This window comes from Pseudomonas sp. 22072 (genome assembly GCF_052046095.1).
GTDB classification, from domain to species: Bacteria; Pseudomonadota; Gammaproteobacteria; order Pseudomonadales; family Pseudomonadaceae; genus Aquipseudomonas; species Aquipseudomonas paracarnis.
This window is the reverse complement of record NZ_JBQEQE010000018.1, coordinates 38,159-56,655: the sequence shown is the minus strand read 5'-3', so window position 1 is coordinate 56,655 and position 18,497 is coordinate 38,159. Positions and strand designations below refer to the sequence as shown.

Genomic DNA, 18,497 nt, shown 5'->3' with positions numbered 1-18,497 from the left:
CGGCGGCCCCCCAAATCACTGGCGGATTACGGGCACACCGAGCCTAGGCGAGGTGCCGAGTGGTGGGGCAAGAGCCCTTTGGTTACTTTGGGGCTTTTCCAAAGTGACCCGCCGTCAGGGCGGAACCCTAAGTGGCCGTTACCGCAGGAATGGATATGTACACAATCCAGCTGCGTTGACTGTGAGGCCGCCTTCGCAGGCAAGCCAGCTCCCACAGTTGGAGCGTGGGGTGTCAGGTTAGCAGGCGTTGACTGTGAGGCCGTCATCGCAGGCAAGGCAGCTTCCACAGTTGGAGCGTGGGGTGTCAGGCCACGTGCTCAGAACGCCAACTTATAACCCACCGCCATCAACATCACCGCCAGGCACGGCCGCAGTACCCCGTCGGGAATCCTGCCGGTCATATGGCTGCCAACGTAGATCCCCGGCAGCGACCCCATCAGCAAAAAGCCCAGCAGATGCCAGTCCATGTTCCCCATGCTGGCATGGCCCAGGCCCGCCACCAAGGTCAGGGGCACGGCATGGGCGATCTCGGTGCCAACCAGGCGCCGCGTGGCCAGGAACGGGTACAGGATAAACAGCGCCACCGTGCCGAGGGCGCCGGCGCCGATCGAGGTCAGGGCCACCATGGTGCCAAGGATCGCACCTGTCACAACAGTGAGCGCATTCAGATTGCGCGGGCGCAGATGGTAGGAGTCGCCAGCATGACGCTGGGCAAAGGCCAACAGGCTTTTCTTGAACAGGATCGCCAGGGCCGTCAGCAGCAATACCACGCCAAGGGCCTGCTTGATCACCGCGTTCATCGCGCTGGGGTCGGTGTGCAGGCTGGCCAGGAACCATAACGTCAGCAACACCGCCGGCACGCTGCCCAGGGTGAGCCAGCCGGTGATGGTCCAGTCGATGTTCTTGTTCTTGCTGTGTACCAGCACACCACCGGACTTGGTGATCGCGGCGTACAGCAGGTCGGTGCCCACCGCAGTGGCTGGGTTGATGCCAAACCACAGCAGGATCGGGGTCATCAGCGAACCGCCGCCCACCCCCGTCATGCCCACGATAAAACCCACGATCAGGCCGGCAACCACGAAACCAATATTACCTACATCCATTCCAGCTACCCGAGGCCTTATAAATTTCTGGCCGCAGGATAGCGATTTTTCTTATAACCACTTATACCGATGCGATCTGAGTTTATGCTTTTTTGGAAATCTTCACTTTTTTCGCAAAGCCCTGCATCCAATGGGCGGGCCTGGGCCGTAGTCATCAACGTAACCCTGCTGTTCTACCCAATGGAGAAACACCATGAACGCTAAAACACTGCTGTGCCTGTCCAGCTTGCTCCTCGCCGCACCGTCGGCGTTTGCCCAGGCGGGCCTGCCGGACAGCATCAAGGTGCCGGATGGCCACAAGGTGGCGATGCAAACCACCGGGGTCGGCGAAATCACCTATGAATGCCGCGACAAGGCCAGCGCTGCCGGCCAGACCGAGTGGACCTTCGTCGGCCCCAAAGCCGTGTTGAACGACCGTAATGGTCAGCAGGTCGGCACCTACTTCGGCCCACCTGCCACGTGGCAGGCCAAGGACGGCTCGACCATCACCGGCACGCAATTGGCCGTGGCGCCGTCGAGCCCCGGTAACCTGCCCTATCAACTGGTCAAGGCCAACCCGGCCGAGGGCAAAGGTGCGATGAGTGGCGTGGCGTATATCCAGCGGGTTGCGCTCAAAGGCGGAGTCGCTCCCGCTACGCCATGCACCACCGCGAACAAAGGCGCAAAGGAAGTGGTGAAATACCAGGCGGACTACATCTTCTGGGCCGCCAACTGAGCAAACTCAGCTACGCTGGCCAGGTAGGCGCGAGCAACCTCGCGCCTACCACGCGTAGACGTCTCCTCAGTGGCAGGAATTCTGGTTTGGCTGAAATCATCTTTGATTATGAAGTGTGCCTGTTAGCCTGCGCCCGCGGCGATCATCGCGCCCTGCACCAACTCTATGAGCAGGACAGCAGCCGTTTGCTCGGTGTGGCGCTGCGCATTACCCGCAACAAGGCACTGGCCGAGGACATCGTGCATGACGCCTTTATCAAGATCTGGCACGGCGCACGCAGTTTCGACCCCCTGCGAGGCTCCGCACGGGGTTGGGTGTTCAGCGTGACTCGCCACCTGGCCCTGGACGTTGTACGCAGCGCCGGTCGTGACGTGCCACTGGACGATCAGTATGAACCGATGGCAGAGCCTGCCCAGACTTTTGAGTTTGCTGCACGCTCCGGGCAGATCCACCAGTGCCTGGAGCGGCTCGACCCGACACGCCGCACCTGCATCCTGCACGCCTATGTGGACGGTTACTCCCACAGCGAAATTGCGCAAAAACTCAGTACCCCTCTGGGTACCGTCAAAGCCTGGATCAAACGCAGCCTCGCCGCCTTGCGGGAGTGCATGGCATGAACGACAGCCTGGATGAACTGGCCAGTGAATACGTGCTGGGGACACTGCCCGCCGAACAGCGCGCTGAGGTGCAACAACGCCTGGCCCATGATGCGGCACTGCGTGCAGCGGTGGATGCCTGGGAGCAGCGTCTGTTGCCTCTGGTCGCGCTGGCACAACCGGTGCCGCCTTCGGCACAGCTGTGGCGGCGCATTGAACGCGGAATCAAAGCCCCCGAAACGAGCGTGGCGTGGTGGAACCTGCTGGCGTTCTGGCGCGGGCTTTCTGCCGCGGGCCTGATGGCAAGCGTGGTGCTGGCGGCTTTATTACTGACGCGCCCGCCCATCACCACACCCAGCTTCGTGGTGGTGCTGATGGCGCCGCAAAGCCAGGCACCGGGCTGGGTGGTGCAGGCCAGTGATAATCAGCAGATCCAGTTGATTCCACTAGGGGTGATCGAGATTCCTGCCGACAAAGCCCTGGAGTTCTGGACCAAGGGCGATGGCTGGCAGGGGCCCGTATCCCTGGGGCTGGTCAAGCCGGGGCAGACCTTGTCGGTGCCGCTGGACAAGCTGCCGCCGCTGGCGCCGAACCAGTTGTTTGAACTGACGCTGGAAGGGCCCAATGGCTCGCCCACCGGCAAACCCACCGGGCCGATCCACGGGATCGGCCGCGCAGTCAAAGTGCTTTGATCACGAAAGGTTAGGTAGCCACACACGAAACCGCGCCCCGCCCAAGGGAGACGCCAAGGCCGTCAAAGTGCCGCCCTGGGCCTCCAGGGCGCGCCGGCTGATCGCCAGGCCCAGGCCAAAGCCACCGGTTGCGCGATCGCGGCTACGGTCCAGGCGGTAGAACGGCTCGAAGATGCGCTCGCGCTGCTCCGCCGGTATGCCGATGCCATCGTCGTCCACCCAGATTTCACAGCCTTTGGGGCATACCCGCACGCCCACCTGGATGCGTTTGTCGCAGTAGCGCGTCGCATTGCGCAGCAGGTTCTGCAAGGCCCTGGCAGTCAGGCGCGGGTCGAGGCTGAAGCGCTCCACGGCACAATCGAGGACCACATCGATGACGATATCGGGGTTCTCCAGCTCATCGTCGACGCTGCCCAACACGCTGTCGATAAACTCGTCGAGCGCCACCTCTACCCGCTCGGGCAATTGCGCCGGGTTTTGCAGGCGGCTGTAAGACAGCAATTCCAGCACCAGCTCATCCAGCTCCCGAATATGCGCCACCAGGCTTTGCAGGCGCTCGCGGCTGGCCGGGGGCAAGTCTTCGGAAAGCGCCAGGGCCAGCCCGAAATCCAGGCGGGTGAGCGGTGTGCGCAGTTCATGGGAGACCGCATTGAGCAAATCGCGCTGCTGGTTCAAGAGGCGCTCGATATCGTCGGCCATGGTGTCGAATACCGCCGCCAGGCCGCCGATGCTGGAGCTGGGTGCGAGCCCCGTACGCGCCTCCAGATGGCCCTTGCCCAATAACGCGGCGGTACTTTTCAAACGCTCCAGGTCACGCCAGTGCGGACGCAGCCACACCAGCAGGCACGCCAGCAAGGCGGCACCGACCAGCACGTTCATCGACCAGTACAGCAGGTTCATGTCCAACGGGTCTGGCGGTACGGTCAGCTTGACCGCGAACTGCTGGTTGATCGGCGAACTGATTTCCTCCATCCAGCCCCATTCGCCCAGGCGGATCACTGGCTTGCCTTGCTCCAGCAGCTGTTCTTCCTCAGGGGTGTAGCGGGCGTCCTGGCGCAGCAACAGTTGCACTTTCAAGGGTGCAAAATCGCGGCTCAACTGGTCGGTCACCTGGGACCAGCGCTCCACCGGTGCGCGCTGGTACTGCTTGACCATGAGTTTTTGCAGGCCGCGGGACTGTTCGATGTTGTAGTCCATGTAGCGGTGTTCGAACAGCTGGATCACCAGCTTGGGAATCAGGTAAATCGCCGCACTGTAGGTGACGATGGTGATCAGGTAGAGGCGCAGCAGTACGCGAAACATGATTCAGCATTCCCACTCGGAACGGCTGAACAGATACCCCTTGCCCCACACTGTCTTGATCTTGCGCGCCTCGCCCGCATGGTCGTCGAACTTGCGTCGCAGCTTGGAGATAGCCACGTCCACCGAACGGTCGGTACCGTTGAACTCGATACCGCGCAGGCGTTGCAGGATCTGATCGCGGCTGAGCACTTCGCCGGCATGCCGGGCCAGCACCACCAGCAGGTTGTATTCACCACTGGACAGCTCGACCGCCTGTTCGCGCCAGGTCACGGTGCGTTCGGACAAATCAATGCAGAGGTTGCCCATGACGATCTGGTCGCTGGCCACCTGGGGTTCGGACAGGCTGCTGCGACGCAGCAATGTGCGCACCCGGGCCAGTAATACGCGCGGCTCGCAGGGTTTGGTCACGTAGTCGTCGGCGCCCATCTCAAGCCCCAGAACCTGATCGTGGCTGTCATCGCGGGCGGTCAGCATCAGGATCGGCAGCCCCGCCGAGTCGGCGCGCAGCAAACGGCACACCTGCAGGCCGTCGAGGCCCGGCAGCATCAGGTCGAGGATCACCAGGTCCGGCGGGCTAAGGCGTGCACGTTCGCGTACATGATCGCCGCGGCTGAGCACGCTGACGTGGTAGCCATTGCGTTCCAGGTAGCTGGCAATCAGCTCGGAGAGTGCGGCGTCGTCTTCCACCAGGAGGATGTTGGGCATGGTGTTTCCAAATAATGCTGTTTGTTGGTGTGTTGCAGGATTGTGCAAGGATATACGCCCCCGACGCCCTGCGCGCCGTACCTTACACTTCTTCACAGACCCGCTACACAGCTTCACAGCACCACGGCGCAGGTGCCCCTAGGATGCGCCAGTCAATATTGGGATAAGAGCATGTCGAAGAATCTATTTGCGCCGTTTTGCCTGTTGGCCCTCACACTGGCGCTGAGCGCGTGTGATCAGTCGGCAGACGAGGCGCCACAAATGCCCCTGGCCAAAGTGCGGATCGAAACCCTGCAGGCCAAGCCCCTCTCAATTACCAGCGAACTGAGCGGGCGCATCGCCGCACCGCGTATCGCCGAAGTACGCGCCCGGGTCGCCGGGGTGGTCATGCAGCGGGTGTTCAACGAAGGCCACGACGTCAAGCAAGGCGACGTGTTGTTCCGTATTGACCCGGCGCCGTTCAAGGCCGACCTGGACAGTGCCCAGGCCAACCTGAGCAAGGCCGAGGCCAATGCGTTCCAGGCGCGCCTGCAAGAACAGCGCTACAGCCAACTGGTCGAAGGCAACGCCATCAGCGGCCAGGAGTACGACAACGCCCGCGCCGCCCTGCGCCAGACCAACGCCGAAGTGGCCGCCAACAAGGCCGCCGTCGAGCGTGCCAGGCTGAACCTGGGCTATGCCACCGTGACCGCACCGATTTCCGGGCGCATTGGCCGCGCCCTGGTGACCGAAGGCGCGCTGGTCGGCCAGAACGAAGCCACGCCGCTGGCGATTATCCAGCAACTGGACCCGATCCACGCCGACCTCACCCAGTCCACCCGTGAGCTGAACGACCTGCGCCGCGCCTTTCGTGCCGGCAGCTTGAAGCAGGTCGGCCAGGACCAGGCCAAGGCCACCTTGATCCAGGACGACGGCAGCCTGTACCCGTTACCAGGCAAATTGCTCTTCGCTGACATCAGCGTCGACCCGGGCACCGGGCAGATCATCCTGCGCAGCGAGTTCCCCAACCCGGACCTCGACCTGTTGCCCGGCAGCTTTGTGCGGGTGCGCGTGGAACAGGCCGTGGACAAACAAGGTATCAGCGTGCCGCAACGCGCCATCACCCGTGACAGCGCCGGTATCCCGATGGTGTTGCTGCTGGACGCCGAGCAGACCGTCAGCCAGCAGCCGGTGGAGTTGGGTGCAGTGGTCGACAATCGCTGGATCGTCACCAGTGGCCTCAAACCCGGCGACCGCATCATCGTCGAGGGCGTGCAACACGCACGCCCCGGTGAAAAAGTTGAAGTGGACGACAGCCCGCTCGTAAAGGAATAACCCGTCATGCCGCAGTTCTTTATTGACCGCCCGATCTTCGCCTGGGTGGTGGCCCTGTTTATCCTGCTGGCGGGCTTCCTGGCGATCCCGCAATTGCCGGTGGCGCAATACCCCAACGTCGCGCCACCCAAGGTGGAAATCTACGCGGTGTATCCCGGCGCCTCGGCCCAGACCCTGGATGAGAGCGTGGTCAGCCTGATCGAGCAAGAGCTCAACGGCGCCGACCACCTGCTGTATTTCGAATCCCAGAGCAGCCTGGGCTCGGCGACCATTACCGCCACGTTCCAGCCGGGCACCGACCCGGAAATGGCCCAGGTGGATGTGCAGAACCGCCTCAAGGTCGTCGAGCCGCGCCTGCCCCAGGCCGTGACTCAGCAAGGCTTGCAGGTGGAAAAAGTCTCCGCCGGTTTCCTGCTGTTGGTCACATTGACGTCCAACGACGGCAAGCTTGACGACGTGGCGCTCAGTGATTACCTGGCGCGCAACGTGATGAACGAGCTCAAGCGCCTGGACGGGGTCGGCAAGGCCCAGTTGTATGGCGCCGAGCGAGCGATGCGTATTTGGATTGACCCGCAGAAGCTGATCGGTTTCAACCTCACGCCGGCCGACGTCAACGCCGCGATCAGCGCCCAGAACGCCCAGGTCTCAGCGGGCAGCATCGGTGACTTGCCGGGCACCCACACCCAGGAGATCACCGCGGCGGTGCTGGTCAAGGGGCAACTGTCCACTCCGGCGGAGTTTGCCGACATCGTGCTCAAGGCCAACCCCGACGGCTCCACCGTGCGCATCGGCGATGTGGCACGGGTGGAAGTCGGCAGCCAGGAATACCAGTTCTCCACCCGCCTGAACGGCAAGCCGTCTACCGCCGTCAGCGTGCAACTGTCGCCCGGCGCTAATGCATTGAGTACCGCAACGCTGGTGCGGGCGAAAATGGACGAGTTGTCGCGCTACTTCCCTGCCAATGTGGAATACAAGATTCCCTACGACACTTCGCCCTTTGTCAAAGTCTCGATCACCAAGGTGGTCTACACCTTGCTGGAGGCGATGGCGCTGGTATTCGCGGTGATGTTCCTGTTCCTGCAGAACGTGCGCTACACCTTGATTCCCACGCTGGTGGTGCCGATCGCGCTGATGGGCACCTTCGCCACCATGTTGCTGCTGGGCTTCTCGATCAACGTGCTGACCATGTTCGGCATGGTATTGGCTATCGGCATCCTGGTAGACGATGCCATCGTGGTGGTGGAAAACGTCGAGCGCATCATGGCCACCGAAGGCCTGTCGCCCAAAGAGGCGACGAAGAAAGCCATGGGCCAGATCACCGGGGCCATCATCGGTATCACCCTGGTGCTGGTGGCGGTGTTCCTGCCGATGGCCTTCATGCCGGGTTCGGTGGGCGTGATCTACCAGCAGTTCTCACTGTCGATGGCCACCTCGATCCTGTTCTCCGCTTTCCTGGCCCTGACCTTGACCCCGGCACTGTGCGCCACCTTGCTCAAGCCGATTGCCAAGGGCGAGCACCATGCCAAGGGTGGTTTCTTCGGCTGGTTCAACCAGCGCTTTGACCAACTCACCAACCGTTACGAAGGTTGGGTGGCCTATGCCCTCAAGCGCAGCGGCCGCTACCTGCTGATCTACCTGGTATTACTGGTGGGCATGGGCCTGTTGTTCAGCCGCCTGCCCTCCTCGTTCCTGCCGGTGGAAGACCAGGGCTACACCATCACTGATATCCAGTTGCCGCCGGGCGCCAGCAAGAACCGTACGGTGCAGGTGGCCGAACAGATCGAGGCACATAACGCAGGCGAGCCTGGGGTGGGTGATACCACCATGATCATGGGCTTCAGCTTCTCCGGTTCCGGGCAAAACGCCGCGCTGGCGTTTACCACGCTCAAGGACTGGTCAGAACGTGGCAGCGATGACTCCGCTTCCTCGATCGCCGATCGCGCGAACATAGCCTTCAGCGAGCTCAAGGACGCGATTGCCTATGCAATCCTGCCGCCACCGGTAGACGGCCTGGGCACTTCCAGTGGTTTCGAGTTCCGTTTGCAGGACCGCGGTGGCGTCGGCCACGCCGGGTTGATGGCCGCACGTACCGAATTGCTGGACGCTGCAGCGAAAAGCCCGATCCTGGCCAACGTGCGTGAAAGCGCCTTGGCTGAAGCACCACAAGTGCAGCTGGAAGTGGACCGCAAGCAGGCCAACGCCCTGGGGGTGTCGTTTGCCGACGTAGGCAACGTGCTGTCGTCGGCGATAGGTTCGGCGTATATCAACGACTTCCCCAACCAGGGCCGTATGCAGCGCGTGGTGGTGCAAGCCGAAGGCGACCAGCGCAGCCAGGTGGCCGACCTGATGAAAATCCACGTGCGCAACAACGCCGGGAAGATGGTGCCGCTCTCAGCCTTCGTCGAAGCCAAGTGGACCCAGGGCCCCACGCAGTTGACCCGTTACAACGGCTACCCGGCCATCGCCATCAGCGGCGAAGCGGCGCCGGGGCACAGCACTGGCGAGGCCATGAACGAAATCCAGCGTCTGGTCAGCCAACTGCCCGCCGGGCTGGGCCAGGAATGGACGGGCTTGTCGTTGCAGGAGCGCTTGTCCGGTTCCCAGGCCCCGCTGCTGTTGGGCCTGTCGCTGCTGATCGTGTTCCTGTGTCTGGCCGCGCTGTATGAAAGCTGGTCGATTCCCACCTCAGTGTTGCTGGTGGTGCCGCTGGGGGTACTGGGTGCGGTGTTGGCCGTGTCGCTACGCGGGATGCCCAACGACGTGTTCTTCAAGGTCGGCTTGATTACCATCATTGGCCTGTCGGCGAAGAACGCGATCCTGATCATCGAGTTCGCCAAGGACCTGTATGACCAGGGCGAGGATTTGATCGACGCCACCTTGAAAGCGGCACGGTTGCGACTGCGGCCGATCATCATGACGTCCCTGGCATTCATCCTCGGCGTGGTGCCATTGGCGATTGCTACGGGGGCCAGCTCGGCCAGCCAGCAGGCGATTGGCACCGGTGTGATTGGCGGAATGATCACGGCGACATTGGCGGTGGTGTTTGTGCCGGTATTCTTCGTGGTGGTGATGAAGCTGGTGCGCAAGCGCCATAAACCAGACTGATCAGTGGGAGCTGGCTTGCCTGCCATGACCGCGGCACAGGCGACATAAGTGTTGCCTGAACCAACGTTATCGCAGGCAAGCCAGCTCCCACAGGGTTATTGATTGCATTCGTGATCAGGTACACCCGAATAAGCTATGGTGCTCACAAATAGTTTATCTGTGAGCCACCATGCCCCTCCTCGCCCGCACCCACCCTCGCCTCTCATCCGCCGCCGTACTGGGCCTTGCGGTCGGCCTCCTGGTGCCGGCCGACACCCTTGCCAGCAAAATCCTGATCGGCTGGAACGCCGGGGTCTGGACCTACCTGATACTGATGCTCTGGTTGACCATTCGCGCCAAGGCCGAAGACGTCAAGCGCATCGCCGAAGTCGAAGACGAGAACGCCGGCCTGGTGCTGTTCATGGTGTGCATCGCCGCCATCGCCAGCCTGGCCACCATCACCTTCGAACTGGTAGGCAGCAAGGACCTGCCCACTTCCGAGCGTCTGCTGCATTACGCTTTTACCGGGCTGACCGTGATCGGCTCCTGGCTGCTGATCGGGGTGATTTTCAGCGTGCACTACGCCAGGCTCTATTACACCTGGCAAGGCAAGGAGCCGGCGCTGCGCTTTGCCGAGGGCTTGCTCACCCCCAACTATTGGGACTTCCTGTATTTCTCCTTCACCATCGGCGTGGCTGTGCAGACCTCGGACGTGGGTGTTGCCACCCGTAGCTTGCGTAAAGTGGTGCTGGGGCAATCGTTGATCGGGTTTCTGTTCAATACCGCGATCCTGGGGTTCTCAATCAATATTGCGGCAGGGTTGTTTGGCTAGGCCTGGCTAAGCGTATGGGTAAAGAAAACCGACGAATGGACCGGCAAACCTGTTAGTTCTGACAGTTGTGCAGCGCGTGCTTATGGCGCTGAATTGAATCGCTCACAACCAACCCATCCAAGGGCACGGGGCTGATCCATGTCAACACAACCAATGAACAGTAACTTGGTGCTCAATGGCAACTTCGCCCATCGTGAACGCTATTGGAACGTTACTGCCACCGCTCCAGGCCGAGTTGATTTTTCCCGCCAGCATTGCGTGATCACGGGGCGAGGCCGGGCGGAACAAGACATATCGGTTTCCGATACCGCCTCCTACTCCTTCAGCCTGTACACGTTGATTACCTATAACGGCGCCGGGTCAGCCCGTCTGGTATGGCAGCCCTCGGGGGCGACTGAAACAATCACGCTAACAGGGAACCATGGCTGGACCCATCATGTGAGCACCTTTCGCCCACCTACCGGCACCACCGGCCTGACGCTACAACTGATGGGTAATGCTGGCGACGTCTGGTTCGATAGCCTCCAACTGGTGGAAGACGGCGGCGTGGTCATCCCTGTCGAGTTGATCCGTAACGGTGATTTCGCCGACAACAGCGATCATTGGATAGCCAACCGGCCAGTGGGCTCCTCCGTGACATTTTCCGACAACGAGTGCCAGGCAAACCAGGGGGGATCCATCGAACAAAAGATCGCGGTCACACCCGGCCAGACCTATGATTTTTCCATCGATGCCATGACGCCAACCGGAGGGCACGGTTTCGCGATGTTCCATATTGCACCCGGTAACACGCCACAGATAGAACTTCGGGGGGGTGGCGACTGGGATAATTACACGTCGTCGCTGACCATCCCTGCAGGCGTGACTGAAATCACCTTAGAAGTGATAGGCACCACCTTCCTCGTGGTTGACAACCTGTCCCTGAAATCAGCCCCCGTGCCAACGATTAATCAAAACCGCCCTCATCGCACACACACGTACCGCCCATCGCAGGAGAACCGTACCATGAGCAATGCCAATGCCCGAAAAGCTGCCCGCCAGAAATCCGCAGAACGTTTTTTTCAAGGTTCGATCGGAAGCGAGAACTTCAAGGCGGACTTTCGCAAACATGAATTGAAAAACAACTTCTGGCTGGCGGAAGGCGCCATGAAGATACCGCCCACAGAAACGTCAAGACAGGTGGTCATTTTCAAGTACCCCACTACCACGGACTCCGGCCGTTATCAGTTGGAGAAAGACAGTGACGAACATCAGTTAGCCGTCATCCTGATGACCATTAATGAAACGCCCCTCCCGGCTTATCAAGCACATCGAGGCACCGTCGAATTCTTTCATAATTCCGACGACCATACGGTCACGGGCGCACTCGACGTCTATCTTATGGATGTCAACAACCAAGAACTGCGTGTGCAAATGCTGTTCAGCCTCGATAGAACCACGCGGCGCAGACCTACCCGTGTCAATACCGTTCAACCTCGATAAACCCCGGCATGAAAGTCAACGCCCCGAACCTCGGGGCGTTTTCAAGCATCGTTGAAATCCAGTGGCACTGCCTGATTACCAGCTATATCGCACGCCGAAATTTGCCCCCCATGGCTGATCCACGTGCTTGCCTTGGCCGTAGTCAAAATCTGCATGCAATTGCATATTTTGGGACAGTGTCAGGGCGACACCCACGCCGACCTCGACACGAGACCCCGACAGATTATTGTCAAATGTCTGGTTATTGACCGACACCTTGTTGCTCTTGGCAAATTCGTGGGCAACGCCACCACGCAAGTAAGGCTGAAGCATACTGCCGTCATCCAACATAAAGTCGCGGCCTACTGTCACCCCCAACTTGCCCTGCACGGAGTCGGTGTGGCTACCCTTGGCTTTGAGACCATTGTCCAGGCTATAGCTCTTGCCTTGTACTGTAACCACGGACGCTTGGGCGAAAGGCTCGATAAAGAAATCATTATCCAGCTTGATATGACGGCCCGCTTCCACAGACGCACCCAAGGCATTTGTACTGTATTTGCCCTTCGCTTGCCTGCCGTCGCTCAAACCGACAGTGGAATCATTGTTCAAGCGGTTGGCTTTGATGACGCCGTCAAAATAGTAACCACTCTCCTCATCCAACCAAGTGGCATACAGACCTGCGTAGTAACTCTGCACACTACCCGAAGTACCCCGACTGAGATCCAGATCAGAAGTACTATGGCCCGCCATTACCCCCAGCAGCCATTGGCCTTCTCCCAAGGGGGTATCCGCCCCCAAGGAGAACCCGCGCTGGCTTTGTTCATAGGCACCCGCATCACCACCACTGACCTCATATTTATTGCCATAGGCACGCAACCAACCACCGGCTGCGGCGCCGTTATGCCGAATCTCTCCCATGCGGCTACGCAAAGATGTCATCTCGCCATACCACACGGTTGGTGCAGTGTTGAACAAGGCCAATACCGACCGGGTGCCTGGGCTGACAGTGCGATTATTCGGGTCAAGGAACCAATCATTACCGTCTTGCCGGAGGCCATAGGACCAGGCCCCAACATCCACATTACCGCCTACCAGCGCAAACTGTGCGTCACCGCCACCCGTGTGAACGATATGCACATCACCTGGGTTTACCGGTTCTGTACCGCTGCTGGTAAGCAACAGGTCGTGATGGCCGGTTGCGTCACCCGTAATATTCAGGAAGTCCGTCAGGCCCTGAGCGAAATCAGTGCCCATGACAAAAGTGCCTTGGCCCGACAAGCTCTTGAGGTCAAGTTGATAGAACGCATCGCTATCCCCAAACTTGACCGTGCTATCGGCAAGGCGCAAATCACCCACCTGGCTATTGCCGGTCATGACCCACATGGATTGCTCGCCAAGACTCAACGACGAAACGTTTTCCAGGCGGCCAGTCAATGAGGCGAGATCAGTGAGCTGAAGGTGAGCCTGGCTACCACTGCTGACAACGACATCGCCCTTGAGCTGGCTATTGGCGATATTCATATTCGCCGTCGAGCCGCCTTTGACTTCCAGCAAGTTGCCATTACCACCGGTGAGCGTCGAACCGTTGCGTACCTCGATATTCGCCACCGCACCCTGGCCCCGAGCACCGTCTACGAGCAACGCAGCACCTGTGGTACCGGTGACATGAGAATCGTCCAGGATAAGGGTATTAGGCCCGGGCGCATGCCGGTCAAACGACATTTCAATACCGTTACGTCCGCCTGAAATATTGCTCCCAGACGCCCGTGCCGCCGAGCTCTCCAACCTCAACCCAAAGCTGTCGGCGCCCGTGCCGATTGACTGACTGCGCACCAACTCCAACGCACTGCCACCAGTAACAACTGCACCACCGGTTGCTCCCACCAGGACACTGCCATTGACCGTCGCGGTGGATATATCGGTTGAGTTTGTAAATTTGCTCACCAGTAAACCATGGTAATCGGCACTGGAAATCATACTGTCGTTGATCTGCGCAGTGCTGCTGAGCAGCGTTACGCCAGTTTCGTAAGCCCCGGAAGCAGTGACACGACTGTTATCGACAGCCACATTAGAGCCGTTCTGAGCGACAACCGTCCCCAGGATCGTACTGTCCGCGCTGACATTCAGGTTCGAGGCATTAGCATAAATGGCCTGCGTCCAGCCCCGTATGACGTTAAGCGTGGCATTTTGCAATTCAAAGGTATCGATATAATCATCGTGCCGGATGGTTTCGGTGCCATTTTCGATCAACCGAGCATGAGCATTTGGCGCCAGAAGCAACAAGGTCACAACAGATGGCACCTGCATCATTGCAACCAAGGGTTTTAATTTAAAGTACGAATTGATCTTCACAAGACACCACTCATTTAACAGGCATTCCAGAACGGAACTGTTCGGCCTATTTCCAGAGGGGTGGAGCCAGGCCATTCAAGGCCGCAAAGTTACAGATCAGGCTTACCCTAATATGTAGGATTAATCCGAACATAAGGGTAGAGATGGGGAGATTAGCTGTGTGAAAGTGCAAAGCGCGTGCAGTGCAACCGAAGGGTGCCGAAGCACCCCGCAGTCCGCAGTCTATTGTTCTACCAGGCCGTCTTCCAATGCAGTGGGTGGTTGCTCCTCGCAAAAAAACCCGTTCAAGTCGGTGAACCGTGTACGGGTCCAGGCTCTTACCGAAGGCTGCTCTCCTTCTCCCGGGATCGGCACAAAATAGTGAAAGTCCACCGAATTGCGCGCCGCTGGCCGAAGGGCCGTATAGGGGATCTTTATGTCGAAACCGTTGGAAACCATATCGGGCGTCAGCGGCAACGAGCTTAGGGCCAGTGTATTGCCCAACTGAGTGTCTCCGGTAATGTCACTGAATACGCGGAATTCGCATCGAACGACCATGTGCTCTTGGAAATACACTGTATTACCAGGAACCCTGACCGTCGCCTCGCGAGTCGCTCGATTGAGGTCGGTACACGCCAAAAATGCGGTCGCCTTGACGAACCTTGGCTCTTCCAATACGACTTTGTTGGCCGCCACAACTACATTCTGCGCAAGTGAGCGCTGGGTATTGTCATTAGTCGGCCATCCCAGCGTATAGAACACTGGGAGCGTTCTATTGCCGACTTCACGAATGATTGACCAAGGCACCGTTCGCGTAAGAGTGTCACCGCCCCCTTCGTTCGTCAGTGTCAACTCATCAAACTTGTGGGCCAGATCCCCCCAATACCATTTGATTATCGTACCCGGCGCGGGAAGAGGGGTGCTCCAAAGCACGGTCTCGATAGTCGCGTCCCTATTGAAGTCAGCGTCTGTGAGCTCATTTTCCTTAGTCGGGTCAACGCCGAAGACCCGCACGCGCGCGAGCAAACTGTTTTCCGGATCTTCACCCGGAGCAGGGCCAGGCGCAGAAAAATCGACATCAATAGTGTGAGTAGGCGCATCGGTTGATGTCCCATTGCGATCAACAAAATAGTCGATGGTCATGGGAATCTCGCCAGCACCTCCACCATAATGGGCCAAAAGAGTATCACTGCCGACAGGCAGCATTAACGGAAAAGGCAGATAAAGCTTAACGTCAAAACGTTCCGGAGCCTGCGTGCCGATGGTCAATTCGATCACGTCAATGTCGGTTAAATTATTTTCATATTCTGGAATAGCAATGAAAACCCCGTTCGGCTCATAAAGGTCTTGTAAATCAAGCAGCCCGTCACCAGGAAGAAGCGCCAACGGCACATAGGCTTCCTGCGGATCAGGGGCTGGTGTCAGGTTCAACTCAATTCGCGCAGGTACCGAGTCTTTGCTGACATTCCCTGCAAGATCCCACAGGCGGTAGAACAAGTAGTTCTGCCCTCCTTTATTACCAGTAATCAGGTTCCACGGCAGCGTAAAACTCAACGAGTCGTCCACAGGAAAGGTGTCAATAGGCTCAGACAGCTGTGAAGAAAATTCCGATGAAAAAAAGACTTCGATATCATCACCGGCGCGCCGAGAGATGGGATAGTCGCGAAATGTACATTCCATCCCGGCTGGGTGATCCTCCACATCCTGCTCAGTAATTTCACCTTTCGACTCCAAATAAGCAGGGAACAAGGGCGCTGCCGGGTGCCTGGGGTCTTCTGGCGGGGTAAGGTCGACCTCCAGGGGAGCACCTCTTAACAATCCCGTCTGCGAGTTACCTTCATGAATGACATAGCCGACCTCATGCTCCCCTTCCACCAAACGGGCCGCCGGAATATCACGGGTGAACGGTTGATCAATAGGCTCGTGGACAGGAGAAGCTGTATTGAAGTCTACCATGTGCATCGGCGCACCCCAGTTCGTTGCGCCTTTACCGCGCATATGCACTGCGAGTCTGGTGATTGCCGGGTCAATGCCTTCGTCATCTGCAAACTGCCCAATATCGAAGGTTACAGTAAGCGGTTTCTTCGACGCCTCCTTGGTAATCAACCCATCATTATTCAACGCATCAAACGTGGGCAGGGGCATCGCCAGCACACCCGCCCTGCGCTGGCACAGCAGTTCTTTATTGGCCTTGCGCGATGCAATGGCGGCCTTTTGTTTCTTACTCAACGTTGCCATCTGTATTCTCCTTTTGCACTGAGTAACACCAAGACAATCGAACAAACACATGCCTTCGAAAAAAGACACGTTTCAAATAGAACAACTGTTGCGCTGCCACTGCCAAACGCTGCAACTTACATCGACGACCAACTACTCAAGTCGGCTTATACCTCTAGTCTTCAGGGCCATCACCATTCGGCCCGCAATAGATATTGCCCACTCTTTTACGATCAATTTTTGCATAGCGTAATCTTGAGGAACCTATCACTCTGTTTTTGCGCCACAACGTATAGATAACCGACACCGAACTTCCCGGGCTCTGGGGATCTGGTGACTTGATGGGTTTAATCTTCTCGTCATAGTTGCGTTGTTCGAAGGTATAACCTTTTTTCGCCTCTTCTTCAGTCAGCCGATGCGTCAGGGTATCCGCAGTTGATGTAATCGCCTGTCCCCCTCCCGCAAACTCTTCATAGCCCTGCCACTCCACGACAAGATCGTCATCTTTGCGAAAGACCGTTTCCGGAAGAATCTGGACAGGTATGTGATCCCACATAGCCGGGTTAGCGTCACAGCCTATAAACATATTGCTATTGGCACTTGGAAACTCAACACGCCTTAATACCTGTGGAGGTACAACATCGACCATGACTTCAGTAAAATTGGAAAGCTGCTCATTAACGCCGTTGAATGTCGAGTAGTACACTCGTAGTTTTTCATCATTCCCTGCATCGACAATCACCTGCCAGGGAATATCACTGAACGTCACGCGTACGCCTTCAGCATCGCCACTACCGGTATCCACAATATAACTTGCCACCGGCTTATCCATACTGGGGAAGCCCCCCCAGAACAACTCCAACACCTCACCATCACGAGGCTGGTGATAAAGCAGGACGCTGGCATATACGCGCTGATCCTTATCACGTATATCAATATGGTTGTCCGTCTTCGAGCCCTCGCCAAACACAGTCACTGTTGGCAAGTCGAGGTTAAGCAACGCGGGGGCGTTGATATGGTCTTGCCCTGCCACCCTGAAGTCCCAACGGATTAACGTAGGGGGGCTGGGCAACGTGGGCGTATTGCTGCCGTACCGTGTAATGGTGTAGGTGGCCGAACCTTCTGCAAACCCCATGCCCATCGCTATCAACTTCGACCACGGGATACCGGCGCCGAACGGCATCTCGGTAACCTCCTGCGCATCAAGCAGGGTACTGCCCCACCGAATGGTGACAAGATCGCGAGCATTCCAGTTGTCATACTGAACGTTGGCCACCACACCAATCCGTGCATCGTGCCGATTGATCAAGCCACTTGCCATGGCAGGGATGACAAGAGGTTTGAGGTCTGAGGGTGCTTCCTTTAATCGGACTTCAACGGGCGACTGGTCGGACCTGGGGCCTCGATTACCGGAGCGATCTTGAAGGCGCAGGTGAACGTATTGAGTTCCGTTGCGGTACAGGCGAAACAAATCCACAAGAATGGGAATAACAAGTGGGCTATTTTCGTCGGGAAACTCTACATAGCCACTCGGAGCACTATCAGGTGGAGGACTTTGGTCCGAAATATAATAATAAACCCTGTCATAAGCCCGCCGGCCGAGGTAAGCAGACAATACCAAATCGACTGTGCGATGCCGGGCCGCGTAGTCCTCATCTATCGTACCCACCGGGAAGGCCGGCGTTGGCGGCGTAACGTTATTGTTTGGCGGCGTCCGGTCAATTACCAGGGTACGGAAGTCCGAGGTTGTGGGTATACCGGTTTCGTCGGTGATCCGATAAGCCAGCCGGACGGTACCGTCATTTTCCAGATAGTCGCGCGGCACGGTGACGGAAAAAGGGAAAGGCTTGGTAATGGGGCCATCCCACCGCTCCTTGAAAGGAGGGACACCTTCGCCTCCGCTGCGTGACCAAACGATTTCGACAATATTGAATTCACCGGCCTGCGCAGCGTCATCCCACAGTTGCGGAATGCGCACAACAAGATCGGTATCAAGATATTGATGAGGTATATAACCCTCAGGAATCGGCGGATTAGCATCATCCAGGATGGGCACCTCTATATCGACCAATCGGAAAATGCCGTTGCGTGAAAGTCTACTTCCAGTGGTTTTTTGAGCGCTCATCAGACTCTCCCGTCAGACCG

Annotated in this window: 13 protein-coding genes; 7 read left to right on the top strand and 6 right to left on the bottom strand. The window is 58.3% G+C overall.

Annotated elements, in window-relative coordinates; all coding sequences use genetic code 11:
* Nucleotides 1-317 precede the first annotated feature (317 nt).
* The gene (locus tag ACTJLA_RS18820) at nucleotides 318-1,103 is read right to left on the bottom strand and encodes a sulfite exporter TauE/SafE family protein (RefSeq protein ID WP_054921460.1); all 786 of its coding nucleotides are present in this window, start codon (nucleotides 1,101-1,103) and stop codon (nucleotides 318-320) included.
* Between the two features lie 193 nt (nucleotides 1,104-1,296).
* Between ACTJLA_RS18820 and ACTJLA_RS18815 the strand changes: the two genes are divergently transcribed.
* From ACTJLA_RS18815 to ACTJLA_RS18805, 3 genes are all read left to right on the top strand, one after another.
* Nucleotides 1,297-1,818 carry a DUF3455 domain-containing protein gene (locus tag ACTJLA_RS18815; protein WP_054897462.1) on the top strand — a complete coding sequence of 174 codons (522 nt, stop codon included), beginning with the start codon at nucleotides 1,297-1,299 and terminating at the stop codon, nucleotides 1,816-1,818.
* Between the two features lie 86 nt (nucleotides 1,819-1,904).
* Nucleotides 1,905-2,435 (top strand): sigma-70 family RNA polymerase sigma factor, encoded by a 531-nt coding sequence (locus ACTJLA_RS18810; RefSeq protein ID WP_072447839.1) that lies wholly within the window; start codon nucleotides 1,905-1,907, stop codon nucleotides 2,433-2,435.
* Nucleotides 2,432-3,106 carry an anti-sigma factor gene (locus tag ACTJLA_RS18805; RefSeq protein ID WP_057977202.1) on the top strand — a complete coding sequence of 225 codons (675 nt, stop codon included), beginning with the start codon at nucleotides 2,432-2,434 and terminating at the stop codon, nucleotides 3,104-3,106. Before ACTJLA_RS18810 ends, ACTJLA_RS18805 begins: the two co-directional genes overlap by 4 nt.
* On the opposite strand, the gene ACTJLA_RS18800 is transcribed toward ACTJLA_RS18805, so the two are convergent.
* Nucleotides 3,107-4,408 carry an ATP-binding protein gene (locus ACTJLA_RS18800; protein ID WP_072447837.1) on the bottom strand — a complete coding sequence of 434 codons (1,302 nt, stop codon included), beginning with the start codon at nucleotides 4,406-4,408 and terminating at the stop codon, nucleotides 3,107-3,109.
* A gap of 3 nt (nucleotides 4,409-4,411) precedes the next feature.
* Nucleotides 4,412-5,113, bottom strand: coding sequence for a response regulator transcription factor (locus ACTJLA_RS18795; protein ID WP_054897465.1), 702 nt, complete (start codon nucleotides 5,111-5,113; stop codon nucleotides 4,412-4,414).
* 171 nt (nucleotides 5,114-5,284) lie between these two features.
* On the opposite strand from ACTJLA_RS18795, the gene ACTJLA_RS18790 reads away from it, so the two are divergent.
* The 4 genes from ACTJLA_RS18790 (at nucleotide 5,285) to ACTJLA_RS18775 (ending at nucleotide 11,825) form a co-directional block, all read left to right on the top strand.
* On the top strand, nucleotides 5,285-6,427 hold the full coding sequence (locus ACTJLA_RS18790) for an efflux RND transporter periplasmic adaptor subunit (RefSeq protein WP_314543939.1): 1,143 nt from the start codon (nucleotides 5,285-5,287) through the stop codon (nucleotides 6,425-6,427).
* 6 nt (nucleotides 6,428-6,433) lie between these two features.
* Nucleotides 6,434-9,532, top strand: coding sequence for an efflux RND transporter permease subunit (locus ACTJLA_RS18785; RefSeq protein WP_057977198.1), 3,099 nt, complete (start codon nucleotides 6,434-6,436; stop codon nucleotides 9,530-9,532).
* A gap of 169 nt (nucleotides 9,533-9,701) precedes the next feature.
* Nucleotides 9,702-10,343, top strand: a complete 642-nt coding sequence (locus ACTJLA_RS18780) for a DUF1345 domain-containing protein (protein ID WP_314543943.1) — start codon at nucleotides 9,702-9,704, stop codon at nucleotides 10,341-10,343.
* 138 nt (nucleotides 10,344-10,481) lie between these two features.
* On the top strand, nucleotides 10,482-11,825 hold the full coding sequence (locus ACTJLA_RS18775) for a hypothetical protein (protein WP_140915203.1): 1,344 nt from the start codon (nucleotides 10,482-10,484) through the stop codon (nucleotides 11,823-11,825).
* Between the two features lie 75 nt (nucleotides 11,826-11,900).
* Here ACTJLA_RS18775 and ACTJLA_RS18770 read toward each other — a convergent pair whose 3' ends face one another.
* The 3 genes from ACTJLA_RS18770 to ACTJLA_RS18760 all read right to left on the bottom strand — a co-directional run bounded on the left by ACTJLA_RS18770 (nucleotide 11,901) and on the right by ACTJLA_RS18760 (nucleotide 18,477).
* On the bottom strand, nucleotides 11,901-14,156 hold the full coding sequence (locus tag ACTJLA_RS18770) for an autotransporter outer membrane beta-barrel domain-containing protein (RefSeq protein ID WP_314543949.1): 2,256 nt from the start codon (nucleotides 14,154-14,156) through the stop codon (nucleotides 11,901-11,903).
* Nucleotides 14,157-14,378: 222 nt separating this feature from the next.
* Complete coding sequence (locus ACTJLA_RS18765) at nucleotides 14,379-16,373, bottom strand: hypothetical protein (RefSeq protein ID WP_200582857.1); 1,995 nt, start codon at nucleotides 16,371-16,373, stop codon at nucleotides 14,379-14,381.
* A gap of 154 nt (nucleotides 16,374-16,527) precedes the next feature.
* Entirely contained in the window at nucleotides 16,528-18,477 is a 1,950-nt protein-coding gene (locus tag ACTJLA_RS18760; protein ID WP_054897471.1) for a hypothetical protein, read from the bottom strand.
* Nucleotides 18,478-18,497 lie beyond the last annotated feature (20 nt).